This window comes from Sphingomonas fucosidasi, from assembly GCF_036663855.1.
In the GTDB taxonomy this organism is placed as follows: Bacteria; Pseudomonadota; Alphaproteobacteria; order Sphingomonadales; family Sphingomonadaceae; genus Sphingomonas; species Sphingomonas faeni_B.
In genome coordinates this window covers 742,610-765,770 of the sequence record NZ_JAXOJR010000001.1, presented here as the reverse complement: position 1 = coordinate 765,770, position 23,161 = coordinate 742,610, and the positions used below count along the sequence as shown (strand labels likewise).

Below are 23,161 nucleotides of genomic sequence, written 5' to 3'. Positions count from 1 at the left end.
TCGATCGACGCGCACATCGTGCACGCGCGGTATTTTCGGTCAGGCGAAATCGATCGCGAACGCGCTCGCGTGACGCGTCGGCAAGGTCGCGGGCAGGTCGATCACCAGAGCCTGTCCGGTCTGGCGAAACGCGATGTCCCTGGGGCGGCCGAGCAGGCGCACCCCGCGTACCCGGCGTCGTTCGTGCGGGTTGGGCTGGGCCAGCGACGTGATTACGGTCTGCCCCCGAGGCGTGCCGAGCGTGATCGCGTACAGCGTCTCGCCCTTGGTCGTGAAGCGGATGTCCTGCGGGGTGTAACTCGTCTTTTCCGCAAACGCGCCAGCGACGGTAGTGGTCGGACCCTCGCCATGAATCTTCCACGGACGCGTGCCGTGGATCGCTTCGCCATTGGCGGCCATCCACGGCGCCAGATCGCTCAGCAACCGGTCGGACTCCGCGGGCAGGCTGCCGTCGCCGCGCATTACGACGTTCAGCAGCAGGTTGCCGTTCTTGCTGACGACGTCGGCGAGCATCGCGACGACCTCGTCGGTGGTCTTGTAGGTGTCGGTCCGGTTGAAGAACCAGTCGCCGTTCGAGGTGTCGGTCTGCCAGGCGTGTGGGTTGATACCCTTGAGGACGCCGCGCTCGACGTCCTGCACCGCCCAGTCCGTGCTGAACGCGCCCGAGCCCGTATCCTTGCAGTTGTAGACGGCGTCCAGCTTTCCGGTGTGCGCCATGCTACTGTTGAAGAAATGCGCGAGCAGCGAGCGTCCGACCTCGCCGAACGGCAGGCCGCCGTCCGAATAGAGCAGGTCGGGCTGATAGCTGTCGATCAGGTCGCGGATACGGTCGAACCACATCGCGTGATATTTGGGGTTGGTCGTGTACCAGCTGGCGGGGGTGTTGATGAACGGCTCGTCGCGGTTGGTGTGATAGAGATCGGCATAGCGCGGATCGGCGCCGTCATAGGCGACCCCGAGCTTGGGCCAGAACTGATCGTAGAGGTGGTTGGGATACCACCAGCTATAGCTTGCGCCGAGATGCTCGGACACGCCGAAGCGAAGCCCGCGCCGCGTGGCGGCCGCCTTCCATTCGCCGACGATGTCGCGCTTCGGGCCCATCGCCACCGCGTTCCAGCGGTGATGCTTCGACCGCCACAGGTCGAAATTGTCGTGATGCACGCCCATCGAGACGAGGTAGCGCGCGCCGGCGGCGGCATAGCGCGCGGCGAGTGCGTCGGGATCGAACTTTTCCGCGCGCCACAGGGGGATGATGTCCTTGTAGCCCACCTTGGAGGGGTGGCCGTAGGTCTTGACGTGATGGTCGTAATGCGCGTGGCCGGGCACGTACATGAAGCGTGCGTACCAGTCGCCCTGGCTCGGCACCGCCTGTGGTCCCCAATGAGCCCAGATCCCGAACTTGGCGTCGCGAAACCAGTCGGGGGCGCGATAGCCGGCGAGCGACTGTGCGGTGGAATCGAACCGGCCGGGCGTTATGGCGCGGCTGGCAGGCGGCGACGGTTTCGTCGCCGCTGCCGATGCGGCGGCACGCGACAGCCCGCCCAAACCCAACGTAGCTGCCAGCGGTGCTCCCAGTATCTCCCGTTTGCTGAACGTCATTACGCTTCTCCCCACACGCGGTTTCGACAGTCCGGAAAGAGCGTCGATGGAATTGACGCCATTATTACGAAGGTCGAGGTTTAAGTCCTACAATTACAATTTGATACGCTACCTTGCTTGAAGCCTACACTAGCACCGCAAGTCAGTTTAGGACCGATTTGGTCAGATATTACCGTGATTTGACGAACCCACCCCAAGTATCGTCATTCCATGTGCGACATTTTTGCCATCATACCGGATGAATTGTCCGCGTAAATCGAATTAGCATATAAATGATCTAAATCATTCGCTAGGCGCCGCTGACGATACGGTAGCGGCGTGGCCGCGCACGATATCCAAGAGTGAACCGCGGGCGGTCCGTAAGGATCAGACCCGCTGGAGGAGAGTGTGATGAAGCGTTCCAAGATTAGCGTTGGCAGCATCAAGGGTCTGAGCACGACCGTGTCGCTGCTAGCACTCGTGATAGTCGGTTCGGTAGCGCAGGCGCAGGTCGCAGCACCGCAGGATGGCGCGCCCGCGCCGGTTGCGGATGCTCAGCAGACCAGCGGTACTGCCGCCCCGAGCGCCGATCAGGGCCAAGCAGTCGATACCGCACCCGTCGCCGCAGAGGCGGGCGACGACATCGTCGTGACCGGCGTCCGTGCGAGCCTTCAGTCCGCCCAGAACATCAAGCGCAATTCGGCGCAGATCGTCGACTCGATCGTCGCCGAAGACATCGGCAAATTGCCCGACCGCAACATCGCCGAAGCCCTGCAGCGCATCTCGGGCATCCAGATCCAGCGCAATTTCGGCGAGGGCAGCTCGGTTGCGATCCGAGGGCTCACGCAGGTCCGCACCGAGCTGAACGGTCGCGACATCTTCACCGCGAGCGGCTCGAGCAACGCGCTGAGCCTCGAGGACGTGCCATCCGAGCTGCTCGCCGGGATCGACGTTTACAAGAACCCGTCGGCGGACCTGATCGAGGATCAGCTCAGCGGCACGATCAACTTCCGCACGCGCAAGCCGTTCGACTTCGATGGCTTCAAGATCTCGGGTTCGGCGACCAACACCTATTACGACCTGATCAAGAAGAGCCAGCCGGCCGCCTCGCTGCTCGTCAGCGACCGCTGGAATACCGGCATCGGCGAAATCGGCATCCTTGCAAGCGCGTCGTATCAGAAAACCAATTTCCGCCAGGACACGATCTCGACCGAGCCGTTCTACACGCTCGACGAAAGCAATCCCGGTGACGCCGCGACCGCCGCGCTGCTCGGGCGGACCGGCCAGACTACGACGCTGCCGCATGGCACCGGGATCGGCGAAGTGTTCGGCGACCGCCGTCGCCTCGGCATCGACGTGTCGCTCCAGTGGCGCCCGACCGACACGCTTGAGTTCACCGGCGAGGTCTTCCGCAACGATTACAAGCTGCGCTCCTATGGCTACAGCTATTTCGCGTACACCAGCGGAGCGTCGATCACGCCGCTGGCCGGCGCGCCGTTCACCTATGCACCGAACGGCGATTTCCAGAGCGGCACGTTCACCAACGTCCCGATCGGCAACAACACCTCGCTCGGTTCGCGGCATTCGGTGACGACGGATTATTCGCTCAACGGCAAGTGGAAGCCGACCGCCAACCTGACGATCACCGGCGATCTCCAATATGTCGATTCCAAGACCGACAACCTGAACTCGATCGTCGGGCTGAGCGGCGTCGCCACAACGCTGACGCAGGATATTTCCGGCGAGATCCCGTCGTTCCAGATCGCGTCCGCCGATGGCCTCGCGAACCCCGCGACCTACAGCAACGGCTTCTACCTGGATAACCTCAACAACTCGAAGGGTACCGACAAGGTCGGCCGCCTCGACGGCGAATATCGCTTCGACGGAGGTATCCTGAGCGCGATCAAGGCTGGCTTCCGGTTCGCGGATCGTCGTAACCGCACCAGCGATACGGGCTATCGCTATACCGGGCTGACCGGCGCTGCGACCAATCTCCGTTATGTCGACCTCGGCGGCTTCTTCCGCGGCCAGGCCGACCTGTTTGGCGACATCCAGGCGTTCTCGCTGCCGACCGTCCTCGACTACGACGCCACGCGGGCGTCGCTCGGCATCGCGACTACGCCGAGCTATGTCCCGAGCGGGACCAACACGCAGGCGCAGAAGACCTACACCGGCTATGCCGCGGCGTTCTTCAAGGCGGACGACCTGCCGGTGCCGATCGACGGCAACATCGGCGTGCGCGTGGTCCAGAGCAAGGTCGCGGTCTCGGGCTTCTACCAGCAGGTCGACCTGATCACCGCGCCCGACGGCACCCAGTCGACCGCGGCTCCGACCTTCACCGAGGTAAACGAGGCGACCAAGTACACGTCGGTCCTGCCGAGCCTCAACGTCCGTGGGCGCCTGACCGACCGGCTCCAGCTGCGTTTTGCCGCGTCGAAGAATATCTCGCGCCCGAACTTCAACCAGCTCAATCCGAGCCTGACGATCACCGAGCCCGGCACCGCGCAGATCGACCAGCAGCACGTCACGTCGACCGGCAATCCCTATCTCAAGCCGATGAAGTCGACCAATTTCGATGCCTCGCTCGAATGGTATTTCGCCAAGAGCGGATCGCTGACGGTCGCGGGATTCTACAAGGATATCTCGAACTACATCCAGACGGTCATCACGCCGCGCGATGTCACCTTTACTGACGGCGTCACCGCGACCTACGACGTCACCACCTACAGCAACGCCGCCAAGGCCAAGGTGAAGGGTGCGGAAGTCGCGTATCAGCAGTTCTTCGACTTCCTGCCGGGGCCGCTCGCCGGCCTGGGCGTGCAGGCGAACTTCACTTATGTCGACTCCGAGGCGCCAAGCCCGGCCAGCGACGGTCCGGTGACGCAATTGTCGCTCGAAGGGCTGTCGAAGTACAACTACAACCTGATCGGCATCTACGAGCGCGGGATCGTCTCCGCCCGCGTCGCCTATAACTGGCGCAGCGAGTTCCTGGTGACGACATCGGCTAACGGCACCGGCAATCTGCCGCAGTTCCAGAAGGCGTCGGGGCAGCTCGATGCGTCGATCACCGCCAACGTGACCCCGCATCTGTCGCTGACGCTGAACGGGACCAACCTCACCAACACGGTGCGGTCGACCTATTACGGCATCACCAGCCGGCCGCGCGATTCGATCATGAGCGACCGGCAGATCAGCGGCGTGGCGCGCATTACCTTCTGATCCGGCAACGCTGGACGTCAGGGCTGGGCTCGATCTTCGGATCGGGCTCAGCCCCTGGCGGGCAGGGAATGGCGGACACTGTTGTGACAGAGCCGCTGGCTTCGGATACGCAAGCGTAAAGCATGGCCGCTATATGCGCGCTTCGGAGGGGGAAACGATGAAGCAGGATCAGCCGACGACCCGGATCAGCCGACGCCTGTTTCTTGCGAATGGTGCAGCGCTTGGCGCGGCGGTAGGTCCGGCTCAGGTCGCGCGCGCTGCAGTGCGTTCCGCCGAACCCGGTGCGGGGGCGCTGCCGATGCCGGCGACGCGCGATGCTCTGCCGCTACGCGCGCCGGTCGAGGATCCCGGCCGGCTGCTACTCGACAGCGGCTGGCGGTTTCATCTCGGCGACATACCGATGCCCGAGATTCGCGGGCATGGCTGGTCCTACAACAGCGCGAAGGCCGGACAGGCACAGGGTGCCGCGGCCATGTATTATGACGACTCGGACTGGCCCGAGGTCGTATTGCCGCACGACTGGGCCATGGCGATGCCCGTCGCCGAAAGCGCCAACGTCTCACAAGGCTATCGCCGCCGCGGTTTCGGCTGGTACCGGCGGGCGCTGCGGCTCGATCCGCAGGATCGCGGGCGCTATCTCGAAATCCAGTTCGGCGGGATCGCGACGAACGCGACGACCTGGTTCAACGGATCGGTCGTCGCGCACAACTGGAGTGGCTACAACTCGGTGTATGTCGATATCACCGATCTCGCGCGCTATGGCGACGACCTGAACACGATCGTCGTGCGCGTCGATGCGCAGACGATGGAAGGCTGGTGGTACGAGGGCGCAGGGCTGTACCGCCACGTCTGGCTTGTGAAGCGCGATGCCACCTACATCGCCACCGATGGTATCCACGCCGATCCGCGGCGCGGACCCGACGGCGCATGGTCCGTCCCGGTGACCGCGACGCTCGGCAATGTCGGCAAGGACGCGGCCGCGGTCACGATCGAAGCGACGCTGATCGATCCCGACGGGCGCGTGATCGCGACGCAAACCGCGGGCGGGACGGTACCGTCGCTCGAGCCGGCCGACGTTTCGCTTACTCTCCCGGTCGCGACTCCCCGACTGTGGTCGGTCGAGGCGCCGACGCTCTACACGCTGCGGACCAGGCTGATCCGCGCGGGAAAGACCGTCGACGAGCGGACGCTCAGGATCGGCTTCCGGACGCTGCGGTTCGATGCCGCGACCGGGTTTTACCTCAACGACCGCCCGCTGAAGATCAAGGGGACGTGCAACCACCAGGATCATGCGGGCGTCGGTGTCGCCGTGCCCGATGCGTTGTGGGAATGGCGGCTCCGGCGTCTGAAGGATCTCGGCTGCAACGCGATCCGGTTTTCGCACAATGCGATCGCGACCGAGGTCCTCGACGCGTGCGATCGCCTCGGCTTCCTGTTGATGAGCGAGAACCGCAACTTCAACACCAGCCCCGATTATATCGCGCAGCTGGAATGGCTGGTGCGGCGTGATCGCAACCGGCCCAGCGTCATCATGTGGTCGGTCTTCAACGAAGAGCCGATGCAGGGCACGCCCGCCGGCTATGAAATGGTCCGGCGCATGTCGCGGACCGTCAAGGCGCTCGACGACAGCCGTCCGGTGACCGCGGCGATGAACAGCGGGATGTTCGCTCCAGTCAACGTCAGCCAGGCGGTCGACCTGGTCGGCTTCAACTACCAGCGCGACCAGTATGATCGGTTCCACGCCGCCAATCCGACGCTGCCGATGATCAGTTCGGAGGACACGTCGAGCTTCATGACGCGCGGCGCATGGACGACCGACCGTGCCGCCCATGTCATGGCATCCGATGACGAGGAGCCGGCCGACTGGGGCAGTACGCACCGCGCCGGCTGGAAATCGATCGCCGAGCGCCCCTTCGTCGGCGGGACGTTCGTGTGGACCGGGTTCGACTATCACGGCGAACCGACACCGTTCGAATGGCCGTCGGTGAGCAGCTATTTCGGGATCATGGACCTGTGCGGGTTCCCCAAGATGGCCTATTATCTCCACCGCGCGCAGTGGATCGACGACGTACCGCTGCTCGACCTGATGCCGCACTGGAACTGGTCGGGCCGCGAGGGCCAGCCGGTCAAGGTGATGGCGCTGACCAATGTCGATACGGTGCGGCTGCTGCTGAACGGCACGGTGATCGGCGAGCAGGCGGTCGATCGCTTCACCATGCCGCAGTGGCAGGTTTCCTATGCGCCGGGGCGGCTGGAGGCGATCGGCTATCGCGGTGGGCGCGAGGTCGTGCGCAGCGTGGTCGAGACGACCGGCGCGCCGGTCGCGCTTCGGATCACGCCCGATCGCAGCGTCATGGCTGCCGACGGCGAGGACGTTCAGCCGTTTACGATCGATGCGGTCGATGCGCGCGGACGCCATGTGCCGACCGCCAATCTTCCCGTCGCATTCGCCGTGACCGGGGGGACGATCATCGGCCTCGGCAACGGCGATCCGATCAGCCACGAAGCCGAACAGGGCGACAGGCGCGCGCTGTTCAACGGGCTGGCACAGGTCATCGTTCGTGCCGAGCAAGGCGCGCGCACGCTGTCGCTCAAGGCGACGTCGGCCAACCTGCGCGGCGCGACGACGATGGTCCGCCTGCTCGCAACCGCACCCCGGCCGAGCGTGCCGACTACCGCGGCGACGCTCCTGGTGCAGGACTGGCGACAATCCCCCGCGTCCGCGACCCGGCCGTCGCCCGACATCGTGCTGGCGGACAACGACATGAACAGCTGGTTGTTCGTGCGCGCTGGCGAAATCCAGGCGGCCCAGGGTCGAGGGACCTGGAGCGTGTTGCGTGCCAAGGTCACGCCGCGTCGGCCGGTGCGGGAGCGCGGCGGGAAACTGGTCTTGCAGGGAGTCGTCGGTCGTGGCGAGGTCTGGATCGACGGCAAACGCGTCGGGACGAAAGCGAGGTTCGCGCCCGCGACGCTGATCGTGCCGATGCCCCCCGGCGAAGGCGAACGGATCGTCTCCGTGTTGCTGGAAAGCGACGGCGCGCAAGCGCAGGGGTTGGGCGGCATCGTATTCGTCGAGGAATGACGTGTTCCTCGCGCATGCACCACACCGCTAGCCGGTGCGGAACGCAAGTATTTCCGTACCGATCGGCAGTGTATTCCCGGTCGGTCCCGCATCGTCAGAAAAGGATTCAGTCATGGTTCGTATGAATAAGATGGTCGCGGGCTTGGCTCTGTCCGCTTCGTTGATCGCCGGAGTCGCTTCGGCACAGACGACGACCGAGGTTCCGCGGATCGTCACCAAGGACGGCCGCCATGCGCTGATGGTCGATGGTGCGCCGTTCCTGATGCTCGGCGCGCAGGTCAACAACAGCAGCAACTATGCGTCCGCGCTGCCGCAGATCTGGCCGATGCTCGACCGGATGCATGCGAACACCGTCGAGATCCCGATCGCATGGCAACAGGTCGAGCCGGTCGAGGGCAAGTTCGACCTGTCGTTTTTGCAGACACTGCTCGATCAGGCGCGCGCGCACGACAAACGCGTCGTGCTGTTGTGGTTCGGGACGTGGAAGAACACGTCGCCCGGCTACACGCCCGACTGGTTCAAGGCGGACAACCGCCGTTTTCCGCGGATGAAGCTGAAGGACGGCACCGACCATTATGTCCATTCGCCGATGTTCCGCGCGACGCTGGAGGCGGACAAGCGCGCGTTCGTCGAGGTGATGAAGTACCTCAAGGCGCATGACCCTCAGAACACGGTGATCATGGTGCAGCCGGAGAACGAGGTCGGCAGCTATCGTTCGCCGCGCGATTACGGCGCGCAGGCCAATGCGGTGTTTGCCAAGCCGGTGCCCGCCGAACTGGCGAAGGCGCTGAAGAAGCCGGCCGGAAGCTGGACGCAGATGTTCGGCGCGCAGGCCGACCGCGCGTTCAACACCTGGCATACCGCGCGTTTCGTCGATGAGATCGCCGCGGCGGGGAAGGCGATCAAGCCGTTGCCGATGTACGTCAACGCGTCGCTCGCCGGACCGTCGAACGTGCCCGATCCGACCGGCGTGGCGAGCGGTGGGCCGCAGCAGGACGTGCTGGATATCTGGAAGGCGGCGGCGCCTGCGATCGATTTCCAGGCGCCTGATATCTACGACCGCGATGCCGGGCACGTCGCGCTATATCTCGATGCCTATGCCCGGCCGGACAACGCGCTGATGGTGCCCGAGATCGGCAATGCGAAGGAGTTCGCGCGGTTCTTCTACGCAGCGCTCGGCCGCGGCGCGATCGGCTATGCGCCCTTCGGGATGGATGACACCGGCTATTTCAATTACCCGCTGGGGGCGAAGGCGCTCGATGACGAGACCGTCGATGCGATCGGGCTGAAATACGCCGCGCTGTCGACGATGGCGCGCGACTGGGCGAAGATCGCGTTCGAACATCAGACCTGGGGTGTTGCCAAGCCCGACGAAAGCGCGGGGCAGTCCGTGGCCCAGTCGGTCACGATGGGCGACTGGACGATCGGCACCAGCTATGGCGAGTGGCAGTTCGGGCAGAAGGACTGGACGTGGATCAAGTCCGAGCCCCCGGTCTGGGCGAAGGAGCCGGTCGGCGGTGTCGCGGTCGCGCATCTGTCGCCGAACGAATTCCTGGTGGTCGGCGATCACGTCCGGCTGAACTTCGGGACGGCAAAGGGTGGCCCCGCGAACGGTTCGGTATTCCGCGTCGAGGAAGGCCGCGTGGTCGATGGGCGCTGGGTGATAAGCCGCATTTGGAACGGCGATCAGACCGATTACGGGATCAACCTGCTCACCCCGGTCATTCTGAAGGTGACGATGGGCCGTTACAAGTAACGACAGTAAGCACGTCCGGCATTCGGGCAGGGCGGACGCTGAACCCTAACGGTTTCAGGATACTGCCCATGGTGTGGGCAGTATCCTGACTCAGACGACTGCGCGCGTGAGATCCGACAAAGCAAGGTTTGCCGGCGAACGCAGGCAAGGCCGGTATGGCGCCCCTCATTCGAGTGCCGGTGGGGTCGAGACGAGGATGCGCCCCTGTGGGAGGCGCGATGTCGAGGCCGACAACCTTGCGTGAAGCGGCCAAGACTGCCATATCCGGCTCGGATAGTCGCCGCTTACCATAGACATGGCGACACCCATAAATTCCGACGACAGATTAGGCGAGGACTTGGAGCAGTAGCTGTGCTCGGTCGTCGGCCTCGTGCTGTCGTGCCGCCTCGCATGCGCTCCTTACGACAACCAGGTGATGGACGATCGCCTTTTCGCCGCTTGAGGGGGGAGGTGCGCGAGCCCAGGCCGCAACGAAAAGGTAGCATGGTGCCGCGCGACATCAACGACGATACGACATTTTTCGAGACCATCCCGACCCCCAAGCCGACCAGTGCCTCGGGCGGCGTGACACGGCGTAACCTGCTCGGATCCGCGATCGGCGCCGGTGTGGTCGGCACGGCGGCGATGATGCCGTTGCACGCCGATGCCGCGGCAACCGAGCGCAATGTCGACGTACTGCTGGTCGGCGGCGGCATTATGAGCGCGACGCTCGCGGTACTGCTGCGCCAGCTCGAGCCAAGCTGGACGATCGAACTGGTCGAGCGGCTGGACAAGGTCGCCGAGGAAAGCTCGAATGGCTGGAACAACGCCGGTACGGGCCATTCCGCGCTGTGTGAACTCAACTACACGCCGGTCAACAGCGCCGATGGTCTGGTCGAGATCAAGAAGGCGATCGAGATCAACGAGCAGTTCCAGGTCACGCGCCAGTTCATGAGCCATCAGGTCAAGGCGGGGATGTTGGCCAACCCGCGGTCGTTCATCAATTCGACCCCGCACATGAATCTCGTCTGGGGCGATGCGAACGTTGAGTTCCTCCGCAAGCGGCACGCCGCGTTGCAGGCCAGCCCGCTGTTCTCGGGCATGGAGTTTTCGACCGACCCCAAGCAGATCGCGCAGTGGGTGCCGCTGATGATGCAGGGCCGCGACCCGACCATGAAGCTCGCCGCGACCCGCTCGCCGCTCGGGACCGACTGCAACTGGGGTGAAGTCACCCGCCAATATATCGCCACGATGGCCAAGCAACCCGGCTTCACGCTGACGACCGGACATGAAGTCCGGTCGTTGGAGCGCAGCCAGGACAAGCGCTGGCGGGTGACCGCACGCGACATGAAGAGCGACGAGAAGCGGATCATCAATGCGCGGTTCGTGTTTGCCGGTGCCGGCGGCGGCGCCCTGCCGATCCTGCAGAAGTCCGGGATTCCCGAAGCCGACGACTATGCCGGCTTCCCCGTCGGCGGCTCGTTCCTCGTCACCGACAAGCCCGCAGTCGCGACGCGCCATATGGCAAAGGTGTACGGCAAGGCTGCGGTCGGATCGCCGCCGATGTCGGTGCCGCATCTCGACACCCGCTATCTCGATGGCAAGCAGGCGCTGCTATTTGGGCCGTTCGCGACGTTCTCGACCAAATTCCTGAAGGAAGGCTCGTATTTCGACCTGCCGGCGTCGGTGACGCTCGACAATTTCCGGCCGATGATCGCGGTCGGCTGGGACGATTTCGACCTAGTGGAATACCTTGCCGGGCAGCTCATCATGTCGGATGCCGATCGGATGACCGCGCTGCGCGAATATTTTCCCGGTGCCAAGAATGGCGATTGGCGACTGTGGCAGGCGGGTCAGCGCGTGCAGATCATCAAGCGTGATCCCGAGAAGGGCGGCGTGCTCAAGCTCGGCACCGAGATCGTCGCGTCGAAGGACGGCTCGATCGCCGCATTACTGGGCGCGTCGCCGGGGGCATCGACGGCACCGTCGATCATGCTCGATCTTTTGAAGAAGGTGTTTGCGAACCATCTGGCGACGCCAGCGTGGCAGGCGAAGATCCGGGAGATCGTGCCGAGCTATGGCACCCTGCTCAACGATAACCCGGACGCGATCGCGCCGACCTGGGCATCGACGGCGGAGACGTTGCAACTGACCGTACCTTCGCCTGCGGTACAGGTCGCCACCCAGCCGAAGCCCGCGGCAACGCGCGTCAAGGTGGATCGCAGCCCGGATCTTGCGCTGTAAGCTGGGCGACGACCCATCGAGACGCCTCCGCATCCTCGATAGACGTCAGATGGCGGATAGAAAAAGGGCGCCGCCGATCGATTCGGCAGCGCCCTTATTCATGTCGGTCGTGGCTAGCGGGTAGCGGCTAGCCGCTACCCGATTTTGTCCCGCTCAAATGCGGCGGCGCGTTGCTGCCGTTGCACCGAACGCTGCGGCTGCGGCGCCGATGAGCAGTGCGATCACGAGCGTGAACGACGTACCGGCGGCGGCACCTGCGGCCTTGTCAGTCGCGGTCTTGGCCGTCGCGACAGCCTTGTTCTTCGTCTGGACGAACTGTGCCTTGGCGCGCGTCACCTGGGCCTGGGCCTCCGGACGGCTGATCTTGCGCTGGGCGGCGACGATGTCGACGATGCGGCTTTCAGCCTGAGCGCCTTCCTGTCCACCAGCAGCAAGCGCCGGCAGTTCCTGGGCGATTTCCTTCTGAGCCTGCTCGGGAGTCATCTGGGCAGGGTCCGAGGGAGCGGTCGCAAGATACTGGGCGGCCTCTTCGCGAACGTCAGTGACGTCGACCCCGGCCACATCGGTAACCTTGGGGGCTGCTGCGCCGATACCCGTACCAGCGGCGGATGCGACCGACCCGACGGTGCGGAACGCGCCACCGATGATGCCGCCCACTGCCGACGTGAGCAGATATAAAGTGAGGATAAGTGTAACGCCCCAGACGACAAGACCGTGGACGAGACCGTCGAAGCGGTCACGTACGCCGGCAACGCGGGCGGCCGCATAGCCACCGGCACCAAGTGCGATTACTGTGGTAATCAGCCAGTAGATACCGGCGCCGATGCCGAATCCGGCTGCGCCTGGCGTGGTGCCCTCTACCGGGTCGACCAAGCTGAGGCCGATACCCGTGCCGAGGATGCCAAGCACGAGCTGGACGGCGATCGCGATAACGACGCCGGCAAAGATCGCACCCCACGAGACGCGGGTGACGGTCTTCGCATAACGCGCGTCGTCGGCCGGCACATAGCCGGGGGTAACGTTGGTGGTCATAGTCGCTCCTGTTGATACGGTAATTGGTCGACAGCGTCAGTCTTCGCCGTCCTTGTGCCCGCCGTCCTTGGTCACTGAGCTTGGCTTTGCAGGTGCTGCAGACCTGGACTTCGGGGAAACCTGCGTGCGTGGGGCGGTCGACTTGGACCCCGACTTGGCGCTCTCCCCGGCCCCGGCGGCATCGATGTCGCGGGCGCCGGCCTCGCTTTCGCTCGCGCCCTGCTGGGCAACCAGCACGTCGCCGATCAGTTTGCCGATCGCTTCCTGCACGGAACCCTTCGCCTCGCGGGCGCGGCCCTTATCGGATTTCTGGTTCATGCGGCGATCTCTCTGGCAGTCTGGTCGGTGGAGATGACGACCGAGTCACCATCGAAACCGCGTGCCCGCGCCCAGGCCGCTGCAGCGTTCCGACGGTTGACGCCGATCTTGGAATAGATCCGCGCGACGTGGTTGCGCACGGTATTGGACGAGACGTCGAGTGTCCGCGCGATCGACTTGTCGTCGAGGCCACGGCAGATCAGTGCCAACACCTCACGCTCACGGTGAGTAAGCTCGGCAAGGCCGACCCCGGTCGGCTCCGACTGGGGGGTCCGGATGCGCGCCAGCTTTTCCATGATCGACCTGCTGAGCCAGCTGGTATCCTGCATCACCGCCTCGATCGCATTGACCAGTTCGCGCTCCGATGCCTTGCGCGTCGTGATGTCGCGCATCGCCCACAAGACGCAGGCCTCGTTTTCGAGCGTGATCGGTTCGGTCGAAACGATGCAGTCGAGCACCGAGTCGTCCTTCAGCCTGATGCGGACTTCGCGATCGCGGATCGGTCGTTCGGCTTCGATCTCGGCTTCGAGGTCGTGACGCACCGCTGCCGTTTCCCACAACTCGATCTCGCCGAGCGGCCGGTTCGTGATTTCCGATGCCGCATAGCCGGTCAGCGCGGTAAACGCTTCGTTAACGTCGCACAGTCGGTGGCCGTCAAGCGTACCGATCGCCAACGCCACCGGTGCCAGCGAAAAGGTCCGCATGAAGCGCTCTTCGCTGTGGCGCAGTTCCGTCTCTGCCTTGCGGCGCGGTTCGAGATCCGCGAACGTGAACAGCATGCATGGCTGATCGCCCATGTCGATCGGCTGACCGGCGACGATGACCAGCTTGGTCGTGCCATCGGGGAGCGCGAGTTCAGCCTCCATCTGCGGTATCGTTCGACCTTCGGCCAGACGTTCCTTCGCCAGCTTGCGCTTTTCGGCCCGGTCGAGCACGTCGATATCGTACAGCGTCCGCGCCAAGACCCCATCGCGGTCATGGCCGGTCATGTCGACGAAGCCCTGGTTCACCTTGACGAAGCGCAGGTCGCACAAGCGACAGATCACGGCCGGGGCTGGATTGGCGTTGAAGGATTGCTCGAACCGGTCTTCGGCTTCGAACCGCGCCGATACGTCCTGAATGATCATCACCAGGCATTCCGGCTCGTCCTTGTCGTCGGTCAGGACAAGGCTGCGGACCTGATGCACCCAACGTGGATCGGCTTCGCCTGCGACCGCCACTTCGACGACGACTTCGGAGAACGCCTCGCCGGACACGACACGCTCGATCGGATAATCTGCGGAATCGAGCCGGTGGTTATTGCGATATCGCAGCTGGAAACGGTCGCGATACTCGTCGACCGTTTCCCCGAGCTCGGCCATCGACTCGACTCCGTGCATCCCCAGTGCGGCCGTATTGGCCCACAGGATGCTCTGATCCGGGTCGATCAGAATGACGCCTTCATCGAGCCCGGCGATGATCTGACGCAGATGCATCAGATCAGCCGAGTCACGAAGCGACTTCAGGACAGTCCGCGTAGCCAAGGGTTTAGTCGCGCGAACCGTGGACGAGCCAGGCCAGACCGTAGCCGATTGCTGCGGCGCCGGCTGCCCAAAGCAAGGGCGCGTCCTTAGCAGAATCCTGCGCGGCCAACGCGCCGCGACGTGCGGCTTCGGTTGCCCGATCGGCCGCGTGGCGTGCATCGTGGTTCAGCTTGTCGGCAAGCTCCGGGGCACCGTCGACCAGATCGTCGACTGCCGACTTGGCACGGCCGTAGAGGTTCTGGGCGCCGCCCGCGACCTGGTCGACAACGCCGTCGACCTGCCAATCGCGGCTGCCGACGACATCGCCGATGCCCTTCTCGACCTTGCCACCGACATAGCGTGCGCCGCCCTGAAATTCGTCCTTGTTCACGATCTTTTACCTTCGCTTGAGTTCTTATCGTCCGGAACCGACCCGCTCGGCGGTGACATGACAAACGCCGACAGGCGCGACGCACTTGCTGCGGCAACGACGGTCGTAAGAGTATCGGCGCTGGCACAAATCATCGTCGGGGTTCCGCGAGAACCGTCCGTTTCAATACGTCCGGTCTGGACGCATAAACCCAGCCCTGCCGACTATGTTCCTGGTATTTCTGACGAACTTCCTAGGTTAAATGTACCAGATCAGGCCGTCTAGCTCAGGCCAGCGCCCGCGTCTGATACATCTTGGCAAATCGCAGATGAAGCTTCTGCGTGCTGGAGTCGACTGCCAGCTGCGCACGGGTTTCGTGCCACTGCGCGCGGATAAGGAAGTAGCTCTTGTCCTCGTTCGAAGACTCGATCCAGCGGGTTTCATCTTGCGTCACGCATCGCACTCTCATTGACTATCGCTCTTTATACGGCGTGCGACGAGCGGCGAGTGATCCGAAAAGACTAGTTGATTCAGTAGAATACTCAGCGGCGGTGGGAAAGTTTGATACCTCGGGGTACCAAAGGTATCGGTGTCCAACGTGGCCTTGATGCGACAGCGGGGTTGGCGCGCCCGGAGGGGTTCGAACCCCCGACCGAGGAGGTAGAAGCTCCTTGCTCTATCCAGCTGAGCTACGGGCGCGCGCTGCGGCGACGACTAGCGCGGATTGTGCGGGCTTGGAACCTCGATCATAACCCATGAGATGGATATTGACGGGAATGGGGAGCGGGGGCTCGAACTGGTAGCCGCGAACGCGGTGAGCGGCGGGCATTTCCGCTATTACGACTTCGTGATGGCGGCGTTCGTCACGATCCTGCTGCTGTCGAACGTGATCGGCGCGGGCAAGCGGGCGGTGATCGACCTGCCGTTCGTCGGCGCGTGGCCGTTCGGCGCGGGAATCCTGTTCTTCCCGGTCAGCTATGTGATCGGCGACGTCCTGACCGAGGTGTACGGATACGCGCGGGCGCGCCGCTGCATCTGGGCGGGGTTCGGCGCGATGCTGTTCATGGTGTTCATGTCGGCGATCGTCGTCGCGTTGCCGCCCGACAAGGGGTGGACCGGGCAGGCGGCGTACGAATCGGTGTTCGGGCAGGTGCCGCGGATCGTGTTCGCGTCGATCTGTGCGTTCTGGGTGGGGGAGTTCGCCAACAGCTTCGTGCTCGCGCGGATGAAGATCTGGACGCAAGGGCGGATGCTGTGGACGCGGACGATCGGCAGCACGGTGGTGGGGCAGGCGTTCGACAGCCTGATCTTCTATCCGCTCGCGTTCTACGGCGCGCCGGACTGGCCCGTCGAGGCAATGCTGATGGTGATGGTCAGCCAGTTCTTGCTGAAGGTGTCTTGGGAGGTTTTGCTGACGCCGCTGACGTATGTGGCGGTGGGGTGGTTGAAGCGTCGCGAGGGGGTCGATGTTTACGACCGGGGGACGGACTTTTCACCGTTTCGGACGCGGGTCTAGAGGGGCTCCGTCATCCAAGCGAACGCTGAGATGCAGAGCCAAAGGCGGATGCGTTCGTGGCTCTGGATCCTGGGTCGAGCCCAGGATGACGATTCAGGTGACGATTCAGGTGACGATTTAGGCGTTGACCACTTCGAGCAGGCCCTCGAACAGGCGCCGGCCGTCGGTGCCGCCATGTGCAGCTTCAATACGACGCTCCGGATGCGGCATCATGCCGAGCACGTTACCCTTGTCGCTGAGCAACCCGGCAATGTTGCGCGCCGAACCGTTGACGCTCTCGGCATATCGAAACGCGACGCGGCCTTCGCCTTCGAGGCGGTCGAGCGTCTCGCTGTCGGCAAAATAATTGCCGTCGTGATGCGCGACCGGGAAGGACACGCGCTCGCCGGCCGTGTAGCCCGACGTGAAGGTCGAGCTTGCGGTCTCGACCGTCAGCGCGACGTCGCGGCAGACGAAGTTCAGGCCCTCGTTACGCATCAGCGCGCCGGGGAGGAGACCTGCTTCGGTCAGCACCTGGAAGCCGTTGCAGATGCCGAGCACGGGCAAGCCCTTGCCAGCCTGCTCGACGACCGCGCGCATAATCGGCGACCGCGCGGCGATCGCGCCCGAGCGCAGGTAATCGCCGTAGGAGAAGCCGCCGGGGACTGCGACCAGGCCAATATCCGCCGGCAAGTCAGCATCCGCGTGCCAGACCATGAGCGGCTTGATGCCGGTCACCGCCTCCAGCGCGACGGCGATGTCCCGGTCGCAGTTGGAGCCGGGGAAGACGATGACCGCAGTTTTCATGCGCGCTCGATCCGGTAATTCTCGATCACCGTGTTGGCGAGCAGCTTGCGGCACATGCCGTCGATCGTCGCGTCGTCGGTATCGTCGGCGACTTCCAGTTCGATCAGCTTGCCCTGGCGGACGTCCTGCACGCCGTCGAAGCCGAGGCTGCCGAGCGCGTGGTGGATCGCCCGGCCCTGCGGATCGAGTACGCCGGGCTTCAATGTCACGAAAACCTTGAGTTTCATTTACTTGCCCCGGTTCTTGCGATGCTTTTCGAGGTCGAGGACCGAATTGTCGCCGCCTTCGGGCAGCAGCCCCAGACGCCGTGCAACCTCCTGATAGGCCTCGACTTCGCCGCCGAGATCGCGACGGAAGCGATCCTTGTCCATCTTCTCGTTGGTTTCCATGTCCCACAGGCGGCAGCCATCGGGGCTGATCTCGTCGGCGAGGATGATGCGGCCGAAATCGTTGTCGAAGATGCGGCCGAATTCGAGCTTGAAGTCGACCAGGCGGATGCCGACGCCGGCGAACAGTCCGCACAGGAAATCGTTCACGCGGATCGCGAGGTCGGCGATGTCGTGCATCTCCTCCTGGCTGGCCCAGCCGAACGCGGCGATGTGTTCGTCGGAGATCATCGGATCGCCAAGCGCATCGTCCTTGTAGTAATATTCGATGATCGTGCGGGGCAGTTTGGTGCCCTCCTCGATCCCGAGGCGCGTCGAGATCGAGCCTGCGGCGACGTTGCGCACGACGACTTCGATCGGGACGATCTCGACCTGGCGGATCAGCTGCTCGCGCATGTTGAGACGGCGGATGAAGTGCGTCGGCACGCCGATATGATCGAGCAGCGTGAAGATGTGCTCGGAAATCCGGTTGTTGAGCACGCCCTTGCCGTTGATCGTGCCCTTTTTCTGGGCGTTGAACGCGGTCGCGTCGTCCTTGAAATACTGGATCAGCGTGCCCGGCTCGGGACCCTCGTAGAGGATCTTGGCCTTGCCTTCGTAGATCTGGCGGCGGCGAGCCATGCGCGGTCCCCTGGAAATCGAGCGGTGAAAATCGAGCGGCCCCAGCCTACGCGAAACGGTTCGCGAAGCCGAGGCCGGAATAGGCCGCGCCTATAGGCGAAGGGTGCGGGGGGTGCAATCGGATCGGTGTGCCTTGCAGAACCAAAGGAAATTCGAACCCGGGGCGCGCGACGCGCTCTTTTTGGGAAGGCCGATGGCAAGGAATGGATCGCCGCTGCTTTCCTCCGCAGGATCAAGCCGATAGGGACAAAGGGATGGAGCCACTCATTCGCGATCGCCAAGACGAGCAAACGCGCGCTCGACCCGATTGCCATCAGGCGATCAGCATCCTCGATCTGTTCACGATCGGGATCGGGCCGTCGAGTTCGCACACCGTCGGGCCGATGCGCGCCGCGTGGCTGTTCGCCGATCTCGTCGCGGACGATCAGCCCGTCGCGGTGCGGGTCGATCTTTATGGATCGCTGGCGCTGACGGGCCGCGGGCATGCGACCGATAGCGCGGTGATGCTGGGGCTGAGCGGTGCTCAGCCCGAGACGATCGATCCCGACCTGATCCCGGTGCGCCTCGCCGCGATCCGCTCGAGCGGGCGGATGATGCTCGCCGACCGGGTCAAGATCGGCTTCGAGGAGAGCCAGCACCTGCTGTTCCACGCGCAGACCTTCCTGCCTGGGCATCCGAATGCGGTGACCTTCACCGCCTCGTTCGGCGACGGGCGGAGCGTCGAGCGCACCTATTTCTCGATCGGCGGCGGGGCGATCGTCGAGGCGGGGTCGGGGCCGGTCAAGGCGAACATCCTCCTGCCGCGGCCGTTCTCGTCGGGCGCGGAGCTGCTCGCGACGGGTGACGCCACGGGCATGACGATCGCCGAGATCGTCCGCGAGAACGAAATCGCGTGGCGGCCGGATAGCGAGACCGATGCGTTCCTCGACGCGGTTCGCGCCGCGATGTTCGCGTCGATCGATCGCGGGTGTCGGCAGGGCGGCATATTGCCGGGCGGGCTGAAGGTGCCACGCCGGGCAAAGGCGCTGTTCGAAGGATTGCAGGCACGCGATACCGCCGCCGACCCGTCCGCGGTGTTCGAATGGGTGAGCCTGTACGCGCTGGCGGTGAACGAGGAGAACGCCGCGGGCGGCCGCGTCGTTACTGCGCCGACCAATGGCGCGGCGGGCGTGCTGCCGGCGGTGCTGCGGTTCTACGAGACGTTCACCAAGGATCCGACACCGAAGGGCGCACACGACTTCCTGCTGACCGCGGCGGCGATCGGCTTCCTCTACAAGAAGCGCGCGTCGATCTCGGCGGCGGAGATGGGGTGCCAGGGCGAGGTCGGCGTCGCCTGTTCGATGGCGGCTGGCGCGCTGGTCGCGGCGCTCGGCGGCACCAACGAACAGATCGAGAATGCGGCCGAGATCGGCATGGAGCATAATCTCGGCCTGACCTGCGATCCGATCGGCGGACTTGTGCAAATTCCGTGCATCGAGCGCAACACGATGGGCGCGATCAAGGCGATCAACGCCGCGTATCTGGCGCTGCGCGGCGACGGTCGCCATATCGTCAGCCTCGATGCGGTGATCGAGACGATGCGCCAGACCGGTGAGGACATGCGCTCGCAATATAAGGAGACGTCGCTTGGAGGCCTGGCCGTCAACGTCGTCGAATGCTGAAGGATTTCCCATGACTGCCCCGACGAACCCGCTGCTCGATACGCTTTCGCTGCCCCGTTTCGCGGAACTGTCGCCCGATCAGATCGCGCCTGCGCTCGACGAGGCGATCGCGCGGCATGAGGCGATGGTCGAGGCGTTGACCACCGCGCGGCCGACCGATTTCGCGGGCGCGTGGCTGCCGTACGAGCGCGGGAATACCGAGATCGGCGCGATCTGGTCGGCGGTGTCGCATCTGCACGGGGTGGCGGACACGCCAGAGCTGCGCGCGGCGTATTCGGAGGGGCAGAAACGGCTCGTCGAGAACGACTTGAAGGTCGGGCAGAACCGCGATCTGTACGACGTGTTCGTGGCGTTGAGCGTGTCGCCTGAGTTCGCTTCGTTGTCGGATGAGGACCGGGTCGCGGTCGAGCAGACGATCCGCGACTTCAAATTGTCGGGCGTGGCGCTGGAGCCGGAGGCGCGCGAACGATTCAGCGAGATTTCGGTCGAGCTGTCGGGCCTGTCGAACGAGTTCGGCAGCGCGGTGCTGGATGCGACCGATGCCTGGTCGGAACTGGTGACGGACGAGGCGGATCTTGCCGGAGTCTCGGACGCGGACAAGGCGATGTTCGCGGATGCCGCCAAGGCGAAGGGGCTGGAAGGCTGGCTGGTCACTTTGCAGCAGCCGAGCGTCAACGCGGTGCTGACCTTCGCCGAGAACCGTGAGTTGCGCGCGCGCGTGTACCGCGCGTTCGCGACGCGGGCGTCGGACCAGGGGCCGAACGCGGGCGAGTTCGACAACAGCGCCCGGATCGCGCGGATCCTCGAACTGCGGCATGAGGGCGCCAAGCTGCTCGGCTTCACCGATCCGGTCGCGTGGTCGCTGGAGACCAAGATGGCTCCGAACGGCGCCGAGGTGATCGCGTTCCTGCGCGATCTGGCGCGGCGTGCGAAGCCGGCGGCAGAGCGTGACTTGGCCGAACTGAAGACGTTTGCCGCTGAGCAGCTCGGGATCGCTGATTTCGAGCCTTGGGATGCAGGCTTCGTGTCGAACCGGTTGCGGCAGGATCGCTACGCGGTCGATGCACAGGTGGTGAAGGCGTATTTCCCGGTCGAGCGCGTCATGGAAGGCTGGCAGACGCTGATGCAGCGGCTGTTCGGCATCACGCTCGTCGAGCGCGACGACGTTTCGCTGTATCACGACGATGCGCGGTTCTTCGACGTGGTGGACGAGAGCGGGACGGTGTTCGCGGGACTCTATCTCGACCTCCACGCGCGTACCGGCAAGCGTGGTGGCGCATGGATGGCGCAGGCGCGGCCGCGGTTGCACGACGGTAATACCGTGGCGGTGCCGGTCGCGTATCTCGTCTGCAATTTCGCGCCGGATGGCGGCGAGACGCCGTCGCTGCTGAGCCACAACGACGTGACGACGCTGCTGCACGAGACCGGGCATTGCATCCACCTGCTCTTCACCAAGGTGAACCGCCCGAGCATCGCCGGCACCAATGGCTTCGAGTGGGACGCGATCGAGCTGCCGAGCCAGCTGATGGAGGATTTCGCCTGGGACAAGGCCGTGCTGACCGGCATGTCGGGCCACTACAAGACCGGTGAGATGCTGCCCGCCGACCTGTTCGAGCGGATGGTGAAGGCGCGGCATTTCCAGGCGGGGATGTTCATCCTGCGCCAGGTCGAGTTCGCGCTGTTCGACCTGCTCCTCCATCTCGGCACGATGGGCAGCGATCCGATCGAGGTGATCGAGGCGGTGCGCGACGAGGTGGCGGTGATCCGCCCGCCCGCATGGCACCGCTTCCCGCACGCGTTCAGCCACATTTTCGCGGGCGGCTATGCATCGGGCTATTACAGCTATCTTTATGCCGAATTGCTGGCGGCGGACGGCTTCGAGGCGTTTGCGGAGGCTGGCCTCGTCGATCGCAAGACCGGTGACCGGTTCCGCGAGGAAGTGCTCGCGCGCGGCGCGACGCGGCCGGCTGCGGAAAGCTTCCGTGCGTTCCGCGGGCGTGATCCCGAGCCGACCGCGATGCTGGTCCGTCACGGGCTGCAAGGATGACGAAACGCGTCGACCGGCGCTGGTTGTCGGACGCGGTGCGGCGGATCGAGGCGGACTATAACCGGTCCGCCGACACGCATCTGATCCGCGTCGATTTGCCGCGGTACCCCGGCATCGTGCTGTACCTGAAGGACGAGAGTTCGCATCCGACCGGCAGCCTCAAGCACCGGCTCGCGCGGTCGCTATTTCTGTATGCGTTGTGCAACGAGTGGATCGGGCCCGACACGACGGTGATCGAATCCTCGTCGGGATCGACCGCGGTGTCGGAGGCGTATTTCGCCAGGATGGTGGGGCTGCGCTTCATTGCGGTGGTGCCCGCGACGACCGCGGCGCCGAAGCTCGACGCGATCCGCTTCCACGGCGGCGAGATCCACATGGTCGACGATCCGCGCACCGTCTACGCGGTCTCGCACCGTTTGGCGGCGGAGACCGGCGGGCATTATCTCGACCAGTTCACCTATGCCGAGCGCGCGACCGACTGGCGCGGAAACAACAACATCGCCGAAAGCATCTTCGCGCAGATGGCCGAGGAGGAGCATCCCTGCCCGTCCTGGATCGTGTGCGGCGCGGGGACGGGCGGCACGTCAGCGACGATTGGGCGCTTCATCCGCTATTGCCGGCACGACACCAGATTATGCGTCGCCGATCCGGTCCACTCAGTCTTCCACCGCCATTTCGCGGATCGCTCGGTTACCGCGCTGCCCGAGGGGTGCGCGTCGCGGATCGAAGGGATCGGTCGCCCGCGCGTCGAGCCGAGCTTTTTGCCCTCGGTGATCGACCGGATGATCGCGGTCGAGGACAGCGACAGCATCGGCGCGATGCGCGCGCTGTCGGACCGGCTCGGGCGGCGGGTTGGCGGTTCGACCGGCACCAACCTCTGGGCCTGCGCGCAGCTGATCGAGGAGATGGCAGCGGCGGGGCAGACGGGGAGCATCGTCACCCTGTTGTGCGACGGCGGCGAGCGCTATGGCTGCACCTATTATCACGACGCGTGGCTTGACGAGCGCAACGTCGCGTGGACCGATGCGGCGGCGCGGATGACGCAGTTTCTGGGCTGATTGACC

Annotated in this window: 17 protein-coding genes and 1 tRNA gene; 8 read left to right on the top strand and 10 right to left on the bottom strand. The window is 64.5% G+C overall.

Annotated elements, in window-relative coordinates; all coding sequences use genetic code 11:
* Positions 1 to 39: 39 nt before the first annotated feature.
* Positions 40 to 1,599: an alpha-L-fucosidase gene (locus U1737_RS03320; protein WP_332795591.1), complete on the bottom strand. Its 1,560-nt coding sequence runs from the start codon at positions 1,597 to 1,599 to the stop codon at positions 40 to 42.
* A gap of 390 nt (positions 1,600 to 1,989) precedes the next feature.
* On the opposite strand from U1737_RS03320, the gene U1737_RS03315 reads away from it, so the two are divergent.
* The 4 genes from U1737_RS03315 to mqo all read left to right on the top strand — a co-directional run bounded on the left by U1737_RS03315 (position 1,990) and on the right by mqo (position 11,858).
* On the top strand, positions 1,990 to 4,797 hold the full coding sequence (locus tag U1737_RS03315) for a TonB-dependent receptor (protein ID WP_332795590.1): 2,808 nt from the start codon (positions 1,990 to 1,992) through the stop codon (positions 4,795 to 4,797).
* A 157-nt stretch (positions 4,798 to 4,954) separates the two neighbouring features.
* Positions 4,955 to 7,879 carry a beta-galactosidase GalA gene (gene galA, locus U1737_RS03310; RefSeq protein ID WP_332795589.1) on the top strand — a complete coding sequence of 975 codons (2,925 nt, stop codon included), beginning with the start codon at positions 4,955 to 4,957 and terminating at the stop codon, positions 7,877 to 7,879.
* Between the two features lie 121 nt (positions 7,880 to 8,000).
* The gene (locus tag U1737_RS03305) at positions 8,001 to 9,635 is read left to right on the top strand and encodes a DUF5597 domain-containing protein (protein ID WP_248521440.1); all 1,635 of its coding nucleotides are present in this window, start codon (positions 8,001 to 8,003) and stop codon (positions 9,633 to 9,635) included.
* Between the two features lie 483 nt (positions 9,636 to 10,118).
* Positions 10,119 to 11,858 (top strand): malate dehydrogenase (quinone), encoded by a 1,740-nt coding sequence (gene mqo, locus U1737_RS03300; protein WP_332795588.1) that lies wholly within the window; start codon positions 10,119 to 10,121, stop codon positions 11,856 to 11,858.
* Between the two features lie 153 nt (positions 11,859 to 12,011).
* On the opposite strand, the gene U1737_RS03295 is transcribed toward mqo, so the two are convergent.
* From U1737_RS03295 to U1737_RS03270, 6 genes are all read right to left on the bottom strand, one after another.
* A complete protein-coding gene (locus U1737_RS03295; protein WP_332795587.1) occupies positions 12,012 to 12,890 on the bottom strand; it encodes a hypothetical protein in 879 nt (292 codons plus the stop codon).
* 36 nt (positions 12,891 to 12,926) lie between these two features.
* Positions 12,927 to 13,208 carry a hypothetical protein gene (locus tag U1737_RS03290; protein ID WP_332795586.1) on the bottom strand — a complete coding sequence of 94 codons (282 nt, stop codon included), beginning with the start codon at positions 13,206 to 13,208 and terminating at the stop codon, positions 12,927 to 12,929.
* Positions 13,205 to 14,683: a PAS domain S-box protein gene (locus tag U1737_RS03285; protein ID WP_332795585.1), complete on the bottom strand. Its 1,479-nt coding sequence runs from the start codon at positions 14,681 to 14,683 to the stop codon at positions 13,205 to 13,207. The genes U1737_RS03290 and U1737_RS03285 overlap by 4 nt, the downstream gene beginning before the upstream one ends.
* Positions 14,684 to 14,735: 52 nt before the next feature.
* The gene (locus tag U1737_RS03280) at positions 14,736 to 15,101 is read right to left on the bottom strand and encodes a CsbD family protein (protein ID WP_332795584.1); all 366 of its coding nucleotides are present in this window, start codon (positions 15,099 to 15,101) and stop codon (positions 14,736 to 14,738) included.
* A 265-nt stretch (positions 15,102 to 15,366) separates the two neighbouring features.
* Positions 15,367 to 15,534 (bottom strand): hypothetical protein, encoded by a 168-nt coding sequence (locus tag U1737_RS03275; RefSeq protein ID WP_248520628.1) that lies wholly within the window; start codon positions 15,532 to 15,534, stop codon positions 15,367 to 15,369.
* 168 nt (positions 15,535 to 15,702) lie between these two features.
* Positions 15,703 to 15,779: transfer RNA gene (locus U1737_RS03270), tRNA-Arg, on the bottom strand.
* Positions 15,780 to 15,840: 61 nt separating this feature from the next.
* Here U1737_RS03270 and U1737_RS03265 point away from each other — a divergent pair.
* Complete coding sequence (locus tag U1737_RS03265; protein WP_248520629.1) at positions 15,841 to 16,596, top strand: queuosine precursor transporter; 756 nt, start codon at positions 15,841 to 15,843, stop codon at positions 16,594 to 16,596.
* A 117-nt stretch (positions 16,597 to 16,713) separates the two neighbouring features.
* Here U1737_RS03265 and purQ read toward each other — a convergent pair whose 3' ends face one another.
* The 3 genes from purQ to purC are packed head-to-tail and all read right to left on the bottom strand — an operon-like array spanning position 16,714 to position 18,389.
* Complete coding sequence (purQ, locus tag U1737_RS03260) at positions 16,714 to 17,382, bottom strand: phosphoribosylformylglycinamidine synthase subunit PurQ (RefSeq protein ID WP_248520630.1); 669 nt, start codon at positions 17,380 to 17,382, stop codon at positions 16,714 to 16,716.
* On the bottom strand, positions 17,379 to 17,609 hold the full coding sequence (purS, locus tag U1737_RS03255) for a phosphoribosylformylglycinamidine synthase subunit PurS (RefSeq protein ID WP_248520631.1): 231 nt from the start codon (positions 17,607 to 17,609) through the stop codon (positions 17,379 to 17,381). Before purS ends, purQ begins: the two co-directional genes overlap by 4 nt.
* Complete coding sequence (gene purC, locus U1737_RS03250) at positions 17,610 to 18,389, bottom strand: phosphoribosylaminoimidazolesuccinocarboxamide synthase (protein WP_055876188.1); 780 nt, start codon at positions 18,387 to 18,389, stop codon at positions 17,610 to 17,612.
* Between the two features lie 254 nt (positions 18,390 to 18,643).
* On the opposite strand from purC, the gene U1737_RS03245 reads away from it, so the two are divergent.
* From U1737_RS03245 to U1737_RS03235, 3 genes are read left to right on the top strand one after another with little or no spacing between them, the layout of a single operon-like run.
* Positions 18,644 to 20,050, top strand: coding sequence for an L-serine ammonia-lyase (locus tag U1737_RS03245; protein ID WP_332795583.1), 1,407 nt, complete (start codon positions 18,644 to 18,646; stop codon positions 20,048 to 20,050).
* A gap of 10 nt (positions 20,051 to 20,060) precedes the next feature.
* Positions 20,061 to 22,097, top strand: a complete 2,037-nt coding sequence (locus tag U1737_RS03240) for a M3 family metallopeptidase (RefSeq protein ID WP_332795582.1) — start codon at positions 20,061 to 20,063, stop codon at positions 22,095 to 22,097.
* Positions 22,094 to 23,155, top strand: coding sequence for a PLP-dependent cysteine synthase family protein (locus tag U1737_RS03235; RefSeq protein WP_332795581.1), 1,062 nt, complete (start codon positions 22,094 to 22,096; stop codon positions 23,153 to 23,155). The genes U1737_RS03240 and U1737_RS03235 overlap by 4 nt, the downstream gene beginning before the upstream one ends.
* Positions 23,156 to 23,161 lie beyond the last annotated feature (6 nt).